General features: G+C 58.6%; 20 protein-coding genes and 1 tRNA gene. 5 read left to right on the forward strand and 16 right to left on the reverse strand.

The window, feature by feature from the left end:
* Positions 1-217: 217 nt before the first annotated feature.
* On the forward strand, positions 218-682 hold the full coding sequence (locus VL15_RS05685; RefSeq protein WP_048243864.1) for a plasmid fertility inhibition factor family protein: 465 nt from the start codon (positions 218-220) through the stop codon (positions 680-682).
* A gap of 95 nt (positions 683-777) precedes the next feature.
* On the opposite strand, the gene VL15_RS05690 is transcribed toward VL15_RS05685, so the two are convergent.
* The 4 genes from VL15_RS05690 to VL15_RS05695 form a co-directional block, all read right to left on the reverse strand.
* Positions 778-1,293 carry a GNAT family N-acetyltransferase gene (locus VL15_RS05690; protein WP_048243866.1) on the reverse strand — a complete coding sequence of 172 codons (516 nt, stop codon included), beginning with the start codon at positions 1,291-1,293 and terminating at the stop codon, positions 778-780.
* Between the two features lie 732 nt (positions 1,294-2,025).
* On the reverse strand, positions 2,026-3,312 hold the full coding sequence (locus VL15_RS41745; RefSeq protein ID WP_155420130.1) for a hypothetical protein: 1,287 nt from the start codon (positions 3,310-3,312) through the stop codon (positions 2,026-2,028).
* A 1,059-nt stretch (positions 3,313-4,371) separates the two neighbouring features.
* On the reverse strand, positions 4,372-5,184 hold the full coding sequence (locus VL15_RS39650; protein WP_080970733.1) for a curculin (mannose-binding) lectin: 813 nt from the start codon (positions 5,182-5,184) through the stop codon (positions 4,372-4,374).
* Between the two features lie 523 nt (positions 5,185-5,707).
* The gene (locus VL15_RS05695; protein WP_048243868.1) at positions 5,708-5,887 is read right to left on the reverse strand and encodes a hypothetical protein; all 180 of its coding nucleotides are present in this window, start codon (positions 5,885-5,887) and stop codon (positions 5,708-5,710) included.
* Between the two features lie 259 nt (positions 5,888-6,146).
* Here VL15_RS05695 and VL15_RS05700 point away from each other — a divergent pair, with 259 nt between their 5' ends.
* Positions 6,147-6,440 carry a hypothetical protein gene (locus tag VL15_RS05700; RefSeq protein ID WP_048243870.1) on the forward strand — a complete coding sequence of 98 codons (294 nt, stop codon included), beginning with the start codon at positions 6,147-6,149 and terminating at the stop codon, positions 6,438-6,440.
* Positions 6,441-6,722: 282 nt separating this feature from the next.
* Here VL15_RS05700 and VL15_RS05705 read toward each other — a convergent pair whose 3' ends face one another.
* The 4 genes from VL15_RS05705 to VL15_RS43085 form a co-directional block, all read right to left on the reverse strand.
* A complete protein-coding gene (locus VL15_RS05705; RefSeq protein WP_048243872.1) occupies positions 6,723-7,403 on the reverse strand; it encodes a hypothetical protein in 681 nt (226 codons plus the stop codon).
* A gap of 166 nt (positions 7,404-7,569) precedes the next feature.
* Positions 7,570-7,821, reverse strand: a complete 252-nt coding sequence (locus VL15_RS41750; protein WP_155420131.1) for a hypothetical protein — start codon at positions 7,819-7,821, stop codon at positions 7,570-7,572.
* A 120-nt stretch (positions 7,822-7,941) separates the two neighbouring features.
* On the reverse strand, positions 7,942-8,493 hold the full coding sequence (locus VL15_RS05710) for a hypothetical protein (protein WP_048243874.1): 552 nt from the start codon (positions 8,491-8,493) through the stop codon (positions 7,942-7,944).
* Positions 8,490-8,699 (reverse strand): hypothetical protein, encoded by a 210-nt coding sequence (locus VL15_RS43085; protein ID WP_048243876.1) that lies wholly within the window; start codon positions 8,697-8,699, stop codon positions 8,490-8,492. Before VL15_RS43085 ends, VL15_RS05710 begins: the two co-directional genes overlap by 4 nt.
* 36 nt (positions 8,700-8,735) lie before the next feature.
* Here VL15_RS43085 and VL15_RS05720 point away from each other — a divergent pair, with 36 nt between their 5' ends.
* Together VL15_RS05720 and VL15_RS05725 are read left to right on the forward strand one after the other, a co-directional pair.
* Complete coding sequence (locus VL15_RS05720; protein WP_048243878.1) at positions 8,736-8,924, forward strand: excisionase; 189 nt, start codon at positions 8,736-8,738, stop codon at positions 8,922-8,924.
* The gene (locus VL15_RS05725; RefSeq protein WP_048243879.1) at positions 8,921-10,099 is read left to right on the forward strand and encodes a site-specific integrase; all 1,179 of its coding nucleotides are present in this window, start codon (positions 8,921-8,923) and stop codon (positions 10,097-10,099) included. Before VL15_RS05720 ends, VL15_RS05725 begins: the two co-directional genes overlap by 4 nt.
* A gap of 25 nt (positions 10,100-10,124) precedes the next feature.
* Here VL15_RS05725 and VL15_RS05730 read toward each other — a convergent pair.
* From VL15_RS05730 to ssuD, 8 genes are all read right to left on the reverse strand, one after another.
* A tRNA-His gene (locus VL15_RS05730) sits at positions 10,125-10,200 on the reverse strand.
* A gap of 55 nt (positions 10,201-10,255) precedes the next feature.
* The gene (dusA, locus tag VL15_RS05735; RefSeq protein ID WP_048243881.1) at positions 10,256-11,242 is read right to left on the reverse strand and encodes a tRNA dihydrouridine(20/20a) synthase DusA; all 987 of its coding nucleotides are present in this window, start codon (positions 11,240-11,242) and stop codon (positions 10,256-10,258) included.
* Between the two features lie 130 nt (positions 11,243-11,372).
* Entirely contained in the window at positions 11,373-11,618 is a 246-nt protein-coding gene (locus VL15_RS05740; protein ID WP_048243883.1) for a hypothetical protein, read from the reverse strand.
* 55 nt (positions 11,619-11,673) lie between these two features.
* Positions 11,674-11,871 (reverse strand): hypothetical protein, encoded by a 198-nt coding sequence (locus tag VL15_RS05745; RefSeq protein WP_048243884.1) that lies wholly within the window; start codon positions 11,869-11,871, stop codon positions 11,674-11,676.
* A gap of 148 nt (positions 11,872-12,019) precedes the next feature.
* Positions 12,020-12,235, reverse strand: a complete 216-nt coding sequence (locus VL15_RS05750) for a TOBE domain-containing protein (RefSeq protein WP_006400187.1) — start codon at positions 12,233-12,235, stop codon at positions 12,020-12,022.
* Positions 12,236-12,292: 57 nt separating this feature from the next.
* Complete coding sequence (locus VL15_RS05755; protein ID WP_048243886.1) at positions 12,293-13,252, reverse strand: ATP-binding cassette domain-containing protein; 960 nt, start codon at positions 13,250-13,252, stop codon at positions 12,293-12,295.
* Positions 13,249-14,061 carry an aliphatic sulfonate ABC transporter permease SsuC gene (gene ssuC / locus VL15_RS05760; RefSeq protein WP_048243887.1) on the reverse strand — a complete coding sequence of 271 codons (813 nt, stop codon included), beginning with the start codon at positions 14,059-14,061 and terminating at the stop codon, positions 13,249-13,251. Before ssuC ends, VL15_RS05755 begins: the two co-directional genes overlap by 4 nt.
* A 17-nt stretch (positions 14,062-14,078) precedes the next feature.
* Complete coding sequence (gene ssuD / locus VL15_RS05765; RefSeq protein ID WP_048243889.1) at positions 14,079-15,236, reverse strand: FMNH2-dependent alkanesulfonate monooxygenase; 1,158 nt, start codon at positions 15,234-15,236, stop codon at positions 14,079-14,081.
* A gap of 341 nt (positions 15,237-15,577) precedes the next feature.
* Between ssuD and VL15_RS05770 the strand changes: the two genes are divergently transcribed.
* Entirely contained in the window at positions 15,578-16,006 is a 429-nt protein-coding gene (locus VL15_RS05770; protein WP_048243891.1) for a hypothetical protein, read from the forward strand.
* Positions 16,007-16,106 lie beyond the last annotated feature (100 nt).

The following is a 16,106-nucleotide window of genomic DNA, read 5'->3' on the forward strand; positions in this document are numbered from 1 at the left end:
ATTCCCGCCGGCAGTATCGCGATATTCTCGTGACCCATCGATATCGACCACCGGCGCATGACCGCATCCGCTTTGCCGGCCATACCTTCTGCGCCTTCGCTTCCGATCCTGCTGCGGGCCGCTCCGTTTTCCTATCCCGGGTATCAATCTGCTCCACTGTTGCAATCGCGCTGCTAAACTCCGGCCACAAAGACCGCTTGCACCACCAGAGGAAACAATGGCACTCGCCCGCGCACAACAGAACGGCGTAGATGTCTGGATTATCCAGCTTCCCGGGCACGTCCCCTATGCCTATGCGCACCTCAAGCGGGTATTCTCGTCCGACGACTCGCGACATCGGGTCGTGACGATCGACCTGAAGAAACTGCTGGCATGTGCCGACCGCGATACCACGGACTACGTGCTGCCGTCAGTTCAGTACTGGGCCCCTGGCAAAGCCGCGGGTATTCGCGAGTTCCTCGATCCGGACCAGGACAGGATTCCGGACATGCCGTTCATCACGTTTCGCGAAACGAGAACGCGAATGCTGCTCGGCATCCCCGGCCTGTCGAAAGTCGGCGTCGCGTCATTCCGCAACGGCCAGCATCGTGCACGCTATCTAGCCTATGCAGGCGCAACGACGCTGCCCGTCGAAGTGCACGAGACGGAAGCCGATTTACTCGTGCGCTATTGCGGCACGTAACGGCAAAGCGAATTCAGCCTTTACCCGGTGTGACTTCGGCGCGGCCGGGAGTAGTTGCATAGCGGGCGACCGTTCGTTCGGATGCGGACGAGCGCCTAGGCCTGTATCGCGTAGATCCGGTCGGTGACCTCCGTCTGGCCGATGCGGCTCGTTTCGACTCCCGCCAACTGCCAGCCGTTGTGCTCGTAGAAACCGATCGCGCGTACGTTGTCCTCGAGCACCTGCAGGTGGACCTTGTCCACACCGAGCGTTCGGGCCCACGCGCGAACGGCTTCGATCATGCGCTTGCCGGTACCGCTGCCGTGATGCGACGGATGAACATGAAGGCAGTCAAGCAGCACGCCGAGCGCCGGATCGACCGGGCGTTCGGCACTGACGAAACCAACGGGCTCGCCATCCGACTCGGCGATCAGCACAAGGCCCCACTCCTCTTCGTTGCGATCGAGATATTTGCGCCATCGGACCGCGTGTTCCGTCGGCACCTCGTCGGACAGATAGGCGGCCGGAAGGATATGGCTGTATGCGGTTTGCCAGCTCAGCGTGTGCAGGCGAGCGATGTGGCTTGCGTCGTGCGCTGTCGCAGCTCGAAGCGTGGTCCGGGTTTCCTGCATCGGCGGTAACTCCTTCTGCTTGCTCTATCGGTCGGAATGTCTTGTCGCAAAATATACCGTGCTTTGCGGTATGCGAAGGACGCCACGGGTCCGATGCCTTGGCGTGGCGTGAGTGCGGCGCAGTTGTTGAAGCCATCGCATCGATGCGTCTTCGCCAGACTCCGCGACGGCATTGCATTCCGTGGCGGCTTGTCGTCGGGACATCGGCGCGCGGGCAAAAAAAATCCCGACACCGTCACTGGTCGTCGGGATCGAACGGCCCTTCAAAGCATGAGGGCACGAGGAAGTCACACATTACACGAATGAAAGACTGTTGCGCTTTGTCGGTTCGCGCCAAGTCCCTGCTCTATTCCGCCAAGTTGCCGGTTTGAAGCCGCCGTAAACGAAAAAAGCCTGCTCGCGCAGTACGCGAGCAGGCAAGAAAACGGATCAGCATTCGAGGCACGAGGGCTGTCCAGGAAAGATAACGGCACGGCGCGTGCGAACCTTAGCCTGAGGCGAGAAAGAAAGCCTCGTTCGCGAACTCGCAACGACGACACACATGACTTCGCGACGCATGCAGCCCCGGAGCAACCCATCGGTACGTCGGTAACGCCCTCCCCACTTCTTTGCGATTTCCCGTGGCAGTGATACCTCGCGAGCGCCTGTTGGGCGCCCGCTTCTGTTTCACGGCGCCGCCTCGTACCGCGTATAGTCAAGACTTCGAGAATCGGCCACCGATCGATCTATCGCTTACGGATGACACGGACCATTGTCAAATAGGCTTTCGATGGTCGGGTAGATTGGCGTAACCCTATTTGCCAACCCCAAAGCAGACTTGTCATTCAAATACTCTTGCTCACTGGCATACCTGCAATAGTATGAATTTGCAGAATATTTGTAGTAGTAAACCGGATACCCGTTAGTCACGACAGCAAATTGACCATCAAAATTTGACTCCGGAACGTAGTATCTATTTCCAGTCACACTTCTATTTATGATTGGGCCAGCCACATCAAAAAGAGCTCTCTGCGTATTCGGCAGCCAGTGACTGCCAAAGGCAATCAACTGCCCAGTCGAATCTTTCCCCCAAAAATAACTATCAATGCCGATGACCCTCTGAAGGCCACAAGACTGAATGCAACCGTTCGCAGACTCCAAAAGGGCAAAATAATTCTTCATTTGCTGTGCCAAAGCGTTGTCGCTGCTCACGGATGGAGCGGTAGTGCCCGATTGAAATCCCTGCGCAACGATAACGATACCCTTCTTCATGCCCAACTGATCCAGATGTGTGCGCAGTTGCGTCACCAATGGGGTAACCGTGTTTGTTACAAAATTCGGATCACCGCTCGAATTGTAGATATCAAATCCGACCCAATCCACGTTATCCGGTATATCACGCTCAGACATGGGCAACGAGGAGCTACAGGATTGGTCTACATAGCAATTTCTATAGTAAACAACATACGTCGGAATTCCAGGAAATCTGAAATTCAATTTTGAAATTATCAACTGAAGCGTACTTTTTGAGATATTCGCATATGTAGGCTCATCATAAATGTACAATGCAAGAATTTTATCGCGATAACCATCGATCACCTGCAACCCGAGATTGTTTACGGCATCGGCTAGATTTGGCACCGGCTGACCATCACTCTGGATCAATTTTGACCAAACGCCAATAATCGCCTTGGCTTGATACATGGAATCTCTCGACCTCACTGCAACAAACTGCTCTGGAGTAAGATGGATCCCATTTAATTTGTTATATGGTGAATTACTTCCATCCATTTCGCTCATATATGTATTCTGCAGCTCTTGCGAATCCCCCGCGGCGACCGTCGAGAACGACGATACAAATCGCGTCGTATCAGCCAAAGCGCCAGATGGAAAAATCATCATTGCAAGAATCAACGGCACCGAGAGTCGAAACGCCTTCATGACGGATGTCAACTTCATCGAAATGCTCCTTTTCTTGTTTGCATTGATCAGGTCTACCAACAGAGTAATAACGTGGCGAGCAAAAAAAATGATTTCCATGCCTCGACTGGAAGTTGGATTTTTATCGCTTATCCCCTACAGACACATAGTGTCCGATCATTTTGATGCTGATCTTAGCATGCATCTTCATACCGATGCCGTGATTCTACGCAGACTGCGTTGTCGCCTTAATTTCCATAGGCACCAGAAAAACGAACCAGAAACCGATCCAATAAAGCGCAATCGCGCTCATCAGCTTGCGATTCTTTTGACGAGCCTCCAGGCTTTCGTCGAGATACTACTTGCTGCTGTGTCGGTTGGAGCGCGACGTTATCCGATATGGACATCTTCCCCAAAAAATAGATCACTCGGCCTCCTTCGGTTCGGCCACCATGTCGTCCGCCGGATAGAGTTGCAGCATCGCGCGCGGCGTCGACGTTCGGCGCGTTCAGACACTCGTCATAGTCCGCTGACCGCAGGATCGCAACCGACCGTTTCTCGTCGGCAGGTCGGTGCATGCGCACATGACCAGGTACTCGTCACTGGACGGGTCGATCCGCAGTTCGCGTAGCTCATGGTCCTCGTGCGGCGCCCGGTAGTTCGTTCATATATGTGCACATCGCAGATAACCTCCAATGTGGCAGGATCCAGATTAGTGACGCTTCTGGACAAGACACATCCCCATCCGTCGCATTCCGGTCCGTAGAGCACGCTAAGACTTAGCATGAAACCGGAGACGGACAAGATGTTGTTCTTTTGGATTGGCATGTGAATCACTATCAACGCGGGATGCACTTCCCCATATTGGTCAGTTGGCGCGAAGCCACCGCAGAGGACGTGCGCCGCGCGGCCGGCAACGACAAGCAATTCGACGACGACGCGCGGATGCAAGCCTGGCACCTGGTCACAGACACCATCTCGCAGATCGAGGCATTCCAAGCCTGCCGCGATCGACATCAGATTCCTACATCACTTGCTGGAAGTCGCTGCGGACCAGTCGTAGTGCGACGCCAGGTTTCATCGCCGTCCATTGATCATGAATACGAGAAGGGGCCCCACGTTCGGAGGGCCCCCTTCATCACTATCGCGCCATTGGCTCAATACGCGGTCAGTCAATCCTTAGAACGGAATCGAAATCGGCTTAGCCGTACAAGCAAAGCAGTAGTTACCGCCACCGTGATCGAGATAGTCCGGGTGATCGAAATGAGCGAGGCGATCCCAGCTCACGGTTGGCGCATAAACAACAAGATTTCCGTCTGGCTGAAACGCAAAATAATTATTTGGATTTACTTCTGTGTTCGTTTGCCAGATCGCAGCGCCTGCATCATTCGTCAGCGTGAAATTGCCATCGTTCTGCATCCAAGCCGCCGTAACGCCCTTCCCCACCGTCCCTGAATTCCAAATCGCAGCACCGTTCTTGTAAAGAACGAAATTTCCATCGGCTTGCAAGATCAAGAAATACTGGCCGACCGTGTAGCTCGCACCCGCAGGAATTTTGTTGTTAGTATGAAGGATACGCCCTTGGTTCGCCTGAATAGAGTTGGTATCACTTGTATGACTTTGCCAGACCGGGCGATCCCAATAAAGCGCGAGATTACCGTCATTTTGAACATTTAAATATGCACCCGGATGCTGAGTATTGAAATAGAGCACTGGTACATTGGCTGAAGTATACAGAACGAAATTGCCGTCCGGCTGCACGACTGCGCGCGTAACGCCCTTCCCTGCAACCTGTGCGGACCACACTACACCGCTCGGACCGTACAGCACCAGGTTGCCATCGGACGTTTGCATGTTGAGGCAGTACTGGCCATTTTCGGAGCAAACCCGTGTGCCCAGATAAAGCGTCGTCCCGGAAGAAATCACTGTTGCGAATGCAGACGACACATGAAACATCAACAATCCAATAAATACAAGAATCCCCTTTTTCACAGCTTTCCTCTCATAAAATTGTGATTCGTTTTATTCGCATCGAGCCAGACGCGCGGCGAGATTACCATATTTTTTTAAACTCTTACGGGAAGCACCACCAACCCCATCATTACAAATCTTTCTGAAATATCAAATTACTGGCAACAATTAGACTCGCAGTTCATAAATTTGATGATTTAGATATGTTTTTGTAATATTTGTATTGATTTAGACATTAACGAGAAATAAATTTGAAAGCATTACTCGCAGCCAGACAGCCGTCGTCGTACAGTCGTTGGCGCGTCGCCGCCATGTTGCGATCGCAAGTGCTGCGACACATTTATGATCGCCGAGCCGCCGCCCAGGCGGTTGATCCTTAAGAGTGCTAGTGCGCCGGGGTCGCAGTACCGAGAGCAACCGGCCGGCTCGATGGTGTAGCCGAGAAACGGGGTAGCGCCTAACACCAGAATGACCGATGCGCTTTCAACGAGAGCGCATCGGTGATGTCAGCTGCCTACTGGTGAGCCGTAGGTGTCCTGCTACGTTAGTCAATGGCCTTGAGGCCCTTGTGGAGTGCGACAAGATATGCGGCAGCTTCTTCGCCTCTTTTCGTCGCTACTTGGGTATTTGTCGGGCTGTCCACGTGCGGAAGCTTCACCGATCCGCCTCGGATCAGTTCGACAAGGATCTTGGTCGCCGTGCTGTCGTCTTTCGGTTCACTCATGGGTGATTCCTTGTAACGGTGGTTTATGGGTGCCGTCTCTCAGGTCGGCGCATCCATTATCGCAAGGAACCTGCCTCAACTCTCTCAAGGGCGCGCATTCGGCCGCGGATCCTCCGCACCCACCAACCTAGCGCAGCGGCGCCCTGGCGAGTGCGCACCCTTAAGAGTTTCGACAGCGTTGATCGGACGACATTGAACGCCAGTGCCGTTCGTTGAGCGCTGTTATGAATTCGCATTCCTAATCATATTGGAGAAAGATATGACCGCCGCCACCAAGGAACAGATCTACGACGAGCAGATCTCGCCGCTCATGACGCAGATCATCGCTATCTGCAAAGAACATGGGATTCCCATCGTCGCGTCGTTCTTCACGCCCGGCGGCGACGGTCCCGAGCTCGCGGTCACGACCGCACTGCTCGGCAACGGCTTCGAAGCACCGAAGAACTTCAGTAATGCACTGCGCGAACTTCGCCCTGAACTTTTCGGCGGAGCACCGTTGATGCTTCGCACCGAACACGGCGATGGCAGCACGACGCTGACCGCCATCGTCTGATACCGGTTACGCCAAGCAAAAACAACAAATTGAGATGACCATGAATCGAGATTGGATCCCCCTCTGTGTGATAGCCGGCTTCTACCTGCTTGCCGGCGCCGTCGCTCCGCCGATCGAAGCGCTGATGGGAGTGTGGTCGTGAAAGCGCTCTGATCCTTTGGCTCAAGAGCCTTGGCGTGCTTATCGCCGCCGTTCTCGTTTTCGCCATCACTCAACAGTGGGACGAGTTGGCGAGTTGCGCAAGCACCTACTGCACATGACTGCGCATTGGACCAACGGAAATCAGTTTTCGCTTTGGAGACGCTGCCACATAAATGCGCGAATCAGTGCGGGGCGATGGATGGCCGCCGCCCCCGTCACTTTTAGCGCGGCGTAGTAAACAGTCTCGATGTAGTCGACTTCGTCATTGACCTGATCTGCGATACATGGGTGCCCAGGATACCTTTCATCCTTTTCCGGATCGCGAAAGTTTCGCGCTTGACGCTCCAACAAGGCAATTGTCGTTCGACACGTGCGCCTCAACTCAAGTATCGCTTTCACTAGCTCACCAGAGTCGAATTCAAACAGAGGTACGTCGTCCAATAGGCTCGCCGCGCTCGCAAGTTCATCGACTGATAGGAATGACACCTCGAGAGGAAGAGTGCCGTTCTCAAGCTCGTACCATCGGCGAAGTTCCATGAATTTTATGTAGACTTCGTCAAGCACAGCTTGAATAGACGAACGCCGCTCAGCCAATTCTCTGTCGCGAACCTTTGTAGCCAGTTGCCGCTGATCTCTCGCTGAAATTTGCACGAACCAGTATGCACCGACAATGGCGGCGATGGAGCCAACCGCCTGAACCCAAGATGCCATGAGCGTCGGATCATATGCTTTAGTCCCCGCCGTGGTTGCACCAAAGAATGCAATCAGGATCGCTCCTCCGAGACCAAAGAGTATGCCCACCACCAACCGCCAATTTTTCATCGCACCCCCGCTTGTTTTGCGCGAATCGTAGCATGCCCAATGTCTGACTATTCGTGAAGTCCGATTCCACCGTGTCGCATACCGTGCGGAGTGCTCACCTCGTCCCTGCGAAAATCTGGCTCGGCGCGGTCGCGACCTCGTCGTGTTTCTCTACCTTCAGGCGCCCCTACTGACCTTTATATGGGTCAAGGTGCGCCGTATATTGAGGTGGGATCTCGAGTTCATCAGCCTTGTTCAGCAACGCACGATGGGCTTTGCCAAGAATGTCACCCAACGATGACAAAGTAGCAGTCGAACGGGTCGGATCGGCTTGCACTTTACTGCGCTCTTCATAGTACTCGCGACGTGCCTCAACGTTTTCTACACGCAAACGCTCGTACTCAGCGAGTTCCTTCGCTCTCCCGGAATTACCCGACATCTTCACCTCCTTGTAGGTGTTTGGACGTTTCTGACGCTAGCAACTTTTTATTGGCTCGTCGAGGACGAGCATTGTTGGATTCTCGCAATCGAGAATCGTGAGCGCCGATACGCTACCAGATCATCTATCGGCTCGCTCGACAATCCATGTATTCGGCGGATCACCGGCCTCGGTATTGCGAAACGCAAAAGAATGACACTCGCTGCAAAAATATCGACTGAACATCACCTTCAAGCTGTCAGGAAATCCGCCGCTAGACGAACTCTGGAGTTGCAAGTGAAAGTGAGGCGGCGCACTCGAAGATACACCTTCGAGTGCGGAACAGGCTTGACAAACTTCCATTCGAGTCTCTGTTTGATTTGTGAAATTGACGCATCGCTCGCTGCCGTGGATTTTCTCGTAAATCTCGCGCATACCTTTGTGGGTGCAGGGGCGCCCCGGCGCGACGTTCTGAATCTCAATGCTGATGTCGCGCGGAGAAAGATTGGGATGGCGTAGCCGATCAAACAAGGCGTCAATGTGATCTTCATGGAGGAATTTCTGGCTTTTCTCGTTAAACCAGATCCGCTCCTTGCCATCTTTCATCTCGTCGACACGCAACCGTTGCGCCCGCGCGATTTCGAATACGAGGGTGCGGAACTCCGTTTTTGTCATATTGAACCTCAGGCTCATGCGTACCGGATCAACCACTCTTCCGAAAACTTCCTCGAGTAGTCAACCGCCTCGGCCTCAGTGCCGAACTCGCCGAGACTCCGGAACGCGGCCTCCCGGCTGAAGCCCAACTTCGTAACCTCGACCTGAGCGGCGCACTTGCCGTCCTCCGTTACGCGCGTCTCACAGTTCATCGCGTATCCGCGCATCACAAATATTTTCTGCATTGGTTCAACGCTTATTTGAGACAGAGGGATCGTAGCATGATCGACTCACCTACTCTGATTGCACCGGCCCCCTACGTCACCGTGGCACTCGCCGCCGTGATCACCGGCCTGACGGAGAAAGCCATCCGCCGAAAGATCGAGGACGGAAAGTGGCTCGAAGGTCGCGAATACCGGCGCTCGCCTGACGGCGGAATCTTCATTTCCATCATGGGGTATCAACTATGAATAGAACAAGCGGCGGCTTAGAGATTCGCGCGGCGTCCATCCGACTGAACTTCACGCTCGATGGCAAGAGAGAGCGGCAAACGTTGATGCTGAACGGCAAGCCGATGCCGCCCACTCCCGCAAACGTGAAGTACGCCCACAGACTTATCGCGGAGATCGTCGATCACATTCGGCTCGGAACCTTCAGCGTGGTTGAGTATTTTCCGACCAGCGGTGCGCCAAGCACGCTTACAGTCGGTGGCTGGCTGGACACATGGCTCGCCACCCAGCGAATTGAGCTGTCGACGAAAGACGGATACGAAAGTGCAATCCGATTTTGGAAAGCCGCAGCCTGCGACAAGAATCAAAGTCCATTGGGCCCGACACCACTTCGAAAACTCAAGTTGAGCCACATCTTGACGGCGATCGCCGGCCGGCCCGACCTAAGCGGCAAGACGATCAACAACTACGCTTCGGTGCTGAGAAAGGCGCTTGACTTAGCTGTGTCAGACAACGTGCTGACCGACAATCCCGCGACGAATGTGCCTCGCGCCAAGCATCAGAAGCCCCCGCCCGATCCGTTTTCTCGTGACGAGTCGGAAAAAGTTATTGGAGAGGCCGAGCGCGCCTATCCCGGGCAGATCCACAACCTCATTGAATTCTGGTTCTGGACCGGTCTTCGAACGTCCGAAATCTTTGGCCTCCAATGGCTGAACGTAGATTTGCAGAGCGGGACGATCTTGGTTGCGGAAGCGCTTGTACGCGGCGAACACAAGGATCGAACAAAGACGGCGGTTGCTCGCACGGTCCAGCTCAACAGCCGGGCTCTCGGCGCATTGACGCGTCAGCGATCATTTACCCAGATCACTGGCGCAGCAATTTTTCATGACCCGCGAAACGGCATACGATGGGAGGACGAGCGCGCATTCCGACGAAGCTTCTGGACGCCGATTCTGAAACGACTCGGAATTCGCTACCGTCGCCCGTACAACATGCGGCATAGCTACGCGACTGCGATGCTGATGGCCGGAATGACCCCGGCCTTTTGTGCGAAACAGCTCGGGCACAGCATCGAGATGTTCCTGACAACGTACGCGAAATGGATGGATGGCGAGCAGAACGCTCTAGAGATGGCGAGGCTCGAATCGACGCTATTGTCCCCGAGTTGTCCCCCGCAAAGCAAAACAGGCGCCTAAGCGCCTGTTTTGTTAATGCATTCTTTGGGGTGGCTGATGGGACTCGAACCCACGACGACAGGAATCACAATCCTGGACTCTACCAACTGAGCTACAGCCACCACTGGTACCGCTTTGTTTCTCCGCTGTTTTTGTTTCAGCAGCGAAGAAGCAAGATTATACGAAGTCTTTTGAATCTTGCAAAGCCTTTTTTTCAAAAAATTCTTCGGCTTCGTTCAGATGCGCGCGCGCCTCGTCGAACACGGCCAGATCGCCGCGCGCGAGCTTCTTGTTGTCGGACAGCACACGACGCCAGCCGCGTGCGCCCGGCATGCCGCGATACAGTCCGAGCGCGTGCCGCACGATCGCACCGAGGTAGGTCCCGCGCTTCAGTTCGGCCGCACAATATTCGATCAGTTGAGCCTCGGCCTCTTCGCGCGTCGGCACCGCTGCGGTCGACCCATAGAAGCGCGCATCGACATCCGCAAGCACGTATGGGTTGTGATACGCCTCGCGGCCGAGCATCACGCCATCGACATGCTCGAGATGCTGCGCGACCTCGTCGAGCGTCTTGATGCCGCCGTTGATGACGATCTCCAGCGACGGAAAATCGCGCTTCAACTGATACGCATAGTCGTACTTGAGCGGCGGGATCTCGCGATTCTCCTTCGGCGACAGCCCCTTCAGGATCGCGTTGCGGGCATGCACGACGAACGTCTCGCAGCCGGCCTCGGCCACCGTGCCGACGAAATCGCGCACGAACGCGTAGTCCTCGACCGCATCGACACCGATGCGGTGCTTGACCGTGACCGGCACCGACACCGCATCGCGCATCGCCTTCACGCAGTCGGCGACGAGCTGCGGCTCGTTCATCAGGCACGCGCCGAACGCACCGCGCTGCACGCGCTCGGACGGACACCCGCAATTCAGGTTGATTTCGTCGTAGCCCCACTGCTCGCCGAGCTTCGCGGCGCGCGCGAGATCGTCGCGCTCGCTGCCGCCCAGTTGCAGCGCGACCGGTGATTCGTTCGGCGTGAACGCGAGATGCCGCTGGGCATCGCCGAACAGCAGCGCGCCCGTCGTGATCATCTCCGTATACAGCCAGGTATCGCGCGTCAGCGTACGGTGGAACGACCGGCAATGGCGATCGGTCCAGTCGAGCATGGGCGCGACGGATACGCGGCGGGGAGGAAGCGAGGACGGAACGGACATGAAATTCGGGCAACAGGCCAAGCGGCGCGGACACAACCCGCTATTTTACCGCAACACGGGCCGTGCCGGCCCGACACCCGCTCTACCCTTCACCCAACTCCGCATCGACCGCCCGCCGCGCCTCGTCCAGCACACGCTCGATCACCCGCCGTTCGGTCAGCAACACGCCGTCGACCTTGACGAGCCGCCAGTCGATCCGCACGGCATCGCCCTGCAGCACGCGGTAATGCGCATGCTCGCCGTCCCAGACCTGCTCGGTCTTCACCTCGATCTCGAAGCCGCGGTACGGCTCGCTGAAATCGCCGAGGTCGCTGCCTCTCGGTTCCATCGCACGCTCCGTGGCAACACGGCGCCAGACCGCCCTTGCAGCCGGCGCCGCGCGCTCAATCGTATTCGTCAGACAAAAAGGATTTACCATCCGCGGTCAGGTCGACCCTGTCGGCCGTCGCCTGATAGATCAGCCCCTCGTTCAGCAACGCATAAACGACGTCGTCGAACGCGGCGGGAACCGGCCGGCTTTCGCCGAACTGGTCGATCCATTTCAGCGCCTCGATGGCTTCCGGGGAAAGGATGGGGGTCATGCGTTGGCCTCCGGCGTAGGTGTCGTTCCATCCTAGCACTTCGTCCGGACGCCGAATATCGAGGCAAACGCGTTGCGGGAATGCCGCGCGGCGGGCGCCGACGGGCAAGGCTGCCCGCCGGCACCACACCGGCGCGGGAAATGCGCGCTCAGAGACGCGCGATCGATACTTCGGTCGACTTCACGAGCGCGACGACTTCCGCGCCGACCTTCAGTTCAAGCTCGTCGACCGACCGGGTCGTGATCACCGACGTGACGATGCCGAACGGCGTCTCGACGTCGACCTCGGACACCACCGGTCCGCGAATGATCTCCTTCACCTTGCCTTTGAACTGGTTACGCACGTTGATTGCAGTGATGCTCATCGGGTTGATCGCTCCGAAGAAAAAAGTCTCAGAACGGACGGCCGAAGCCGCCCGGAATTAAACGGCCCAGCGGATCTGCCCGACCGGTCGAACGTTGTCTGCTTCATGCACCGTGCCCTGATCGGCCGCGCCGGGTCCGCCGGCGAGCACGCGTTTCAGCACGCGGTCTTCCAGCGCCGCAAACGCAGCCGATGCGCGGGCGCGCGGCCGGTCGAGCGGTACGGGTTGATCCAGCGCCACACGCCCCTGCTCGATGAGCAGGATGCGGTCGCCGAGGGCGACGGCCTCCTGCACGTCGTGCGTGACGAGCAGCGCGGTGAACCGATGCTCGCGCCACAGGCGCTCGATCAGCGCATGCATTTCGATGCGGGTCAGCGCGTCGAGCGCGCCGAGCGGCTCGTCGAGCAACAGCAGTTGCGGCCGGTGCACGAGCGCGCGCGCCAGTGACACACGCTGCCGCTGGCCGCCCGACAGTTGCGCGGGCCAGTCGTTCGCCCGCTCCAGCAGGCCGACTTCGTCGAGCACCGCGCGTGCGTCGTCGCGCGCACCGCGCCCGAGGCCGAGCATCACGTTCTGCAGCACGGTTTTCCAAGGCAGCAGGCGTGCATCCTGGAACATGATCCGCGTATCGAGCGCGCCGCCACCTTCGCCACGCGTCACGAGCGCGCCGCTGCTCGGCTGCTCGAGTCCCGCGACGAGACGCAGCAGCGTCGATTTCCCGCAGCCGCTGCGACCAACGATCGCGACGAAGCTGCCGCGCGCGATGCCGAGCTCGACGTTGTCGAGCACGGTGCGCGCGCCATAACGCTTGCTGACGCCCGACAGCGTCACCGCATCGTCGGGTGCCGGGCTTCCCGCTCGCCGCCGCGCGAGCGGAACGACCGATGCGCCGCCGTCGCGATCGAGGATCGCCGCGTCTCGTGCATCGCCGTCCGTGACACGCGCCTGCGCAAGCTCGGCCTCGAGGTCTGCGCCGGCGAGCAGGCCATAAGCGGCCGCCGAAGTCGTCGCATTCATGCCTTTGCTCCTGATTGGTAAGCGGGGTGCCAGCGCAGCGTCACGCGCTCGAGCCATTTCGCCAGCACGTCGGCCAGCTTGCCGAGCACCGCGTACAGCAGGATGCCGACCACCACCACATCGGTTTGCAGGAATTCGCGCGCGTTCATCGTCATATAGCCGATGCCCGACTGCGCGGAAATCGTTTCCGCGACGATCAGCATCACCCACATCAGCCCGAGCGCGAATCGCACGCCGACGAGGATCGACGGCAACGCACCGGGCAGGATCACGTCGCGGTACAGCGCGAAGCCACGCACGCCATAACTCTTCGCCATCTCGATCAGGTTCGCGTCGACCGAGCGGATCCCGTGATACGTGTTGATGTAGACCGGAAAGAACACGCCGAGCGCGACGAGGAACAGCTTCGCCTTCTCGTCGATGCCGAACCACAGGATCACGAGCGGAATCATCGCGAGCGCCGGGATGTTGCGGATCATCTGGATCGTCGAATCGAGCGCGACCTCGGCCGCCTTCGACAGGCCGGTCGCGAGACCCAGCGCGAGGCCGACACCGCCGCCGATCGCGAAGCCGAACAGCGCGCGCCACGTGCTGACCTTCACATTCGCCCACATTTCGCCCGACGTCACGAGCGACCAGGCCGCGCGCACGACCGCCACGGGCTCGGGCAGCACGCGGGTCGACAGCCAGCCGACGCGCGCGCCGACCTCCCATGCGACCAGCAGCGCGAGCGGCACCAGCCACGGCGCGACGGCGCGCCATGCGCGGGCGGCCACGACGGCGCCCGTCGTCGATGTTTTCGTTGTCATCGCAGGCCTCTCCTCGCTCAGCTCTGGCTCGCCTTCGGCAGATAGCTGTTGCCGACGATCTCGCCGAACGGCCCCGACAGCGGGCCGGTCGCCTTCTCCGCGCCCTTGCCCTTGATCAGCGGGAACACGAGCTCGGCGAAGCGATACGACTCCTCGAGGTGCGGGTAGCCGGACAGGATGAATGTCTCGATGCCGAGGTCCGCGTATTCGCGCATGCGTTCCGCGACCTGCTCGGGATTGCCGACGAGGGCCGTGCCCGCACCGCCGCGCACGAGACCGACGCCGGCCCACAGGTTCGGATACACCTCGAGCGCATCGCGGCCGCCGCGCTTGCCGCCGTGCAGCGCGGCCATGCGGCGCTGGCCTTCCGAATCCATGTTCGCGAACGCCTGCTGCGCACGCGCGATCGTGTCGTCGTCGAGGCGGCTGATCAGCCGGTCGGCGTCACGCCATGCTTCGTCCTCGGTCTCGCGCACGATCACGTGCAGGCGGATGCCGAACTTGATCTTGCGGCCGCGCGCTTCAGCGCGGGCCCGGATGTCCGCGATCTTCTTCGCGACGGCCTCGGGCGGCTCGCCCCAGGTCAGGTAGGTATCGATGTGATCGGCGGCGATCGCGTGCGCGGCCGGCGACGAACCGCCGAACCACAGCGGCGGATGCGGACGCTGCACGGGCGGATAAAGTGCCTTGCCGCCCTTCGACTGCAGGTGCTTGCCGATGTAGTCGAAGCCGCCGTTGTCGTGCGACGCGGCAAGCAGCCCGCGCCAGATGTTCAGGAAATCGTCGGTAATCTCGTAGCGCGTATCGTGATCGGCAAACAGGCCGTCGCCTTCGAGCTCGGCCGCATCGCCGCCCGTCACGACGTTGATCAGCAGGCGGCCGCCCGACAGGCGATCGAACGTCGCGGCCATCCGCGCCGCCAGTCCCGGCGAAGCGATGCCGGGACGCACGGCGACCAGGAACTTCAGACGCTGCGTCGCCGGAATGAGGCTCGACGCGACGACCCACGCATCCTCGCAGGAACGGCCCGTCGGCAGCAGCACGCCGTCGTAGCCGAGCGTGTCGGCCGCCACGGCAACCTGCTTGAAATAGTCGTAATCCGCGGCGCGCGCGCCCTCGGCCGTACCGAGATAACGACTGTCGCCATGCGTGGGGATAAACCAGAACACATTCATCTGCTGCTCCTGCTTGACTGTCCTTGCCGGAATTTGGAAAAAACACCGCCCTGCTCGCGTCGCGGATGAGCGACGCATGCATGGTGTGCGTTCGAATCGGGATGGCTCGCCGGTCAGGCCATGCAGCGGGCGAGGACGCGATTGCACGGCTGTTTCTGGGAAATCAGTCTAGGGATCGGTACAGGGCTTTGGAACGATTTTTTTGAGCTTAGGTTTTCCGCTTTCGTGATTAGCACGACGCTGGAGCGAATATCGCGGCGGCCGGGCCCTATAATGACGCACCTTTCCGAATAACTCCGCGCGGACGGCCCCGGCCGTGCGCGCCCGCGGTGCGCTCATCGATGCAGAAAGTCATCCTGCCATTCCTGTCCGGCTTCCTGGCCGCCCTGTTCTTCCGCGAGGCCACGCTCGCACTCCTTCACACGGCCGACCTGATCGCCGCAACCGGCTTCTCCACGCAGCCGTTTGCGCCGCTCGGCATTCCTGAATTTGTCGCGAATGCGTTGATCAGTGCGTGCTGCGCAATCCCGATGGCGTGGTTGCTGCGCGTCTCGCCGGAACGCGAGGCATCGTGGATCGGCGCGCTCGTGTTCGGCGGCATCGTGCTGACGGCCGCCCGCGTGTTCGCGATCGATCCGCTGCGCGGCATCTGGCCGTCGGGCAACATGATGCCCGTGCTCGCGGCCGGCTTCGCGGCGAACGCGGTGTGGGGCTTCGGTGCGCTCGTGTTCATGCGCGCCTTCATGTCGGACGACGCGCGCGACGAGTAACGCGGGCCCGATCTCCGCATCCTTCGACCGCGGACGAATCGACATCCATCAACGAAAAGGCCGCCTGCATGTGCAGGCGGCCTTTTCATTTCGATACCGC

The organism is Burkholderia cepacia, assembly GCF_001039005.1.
Taxonomy (GTDB): domain Bacteria; phylum Pseudomonadota; class Gammaproteobacteria; order Burkholderiales; family Burkholderiaceae; genus Burkholderia; species Burkholderia theae.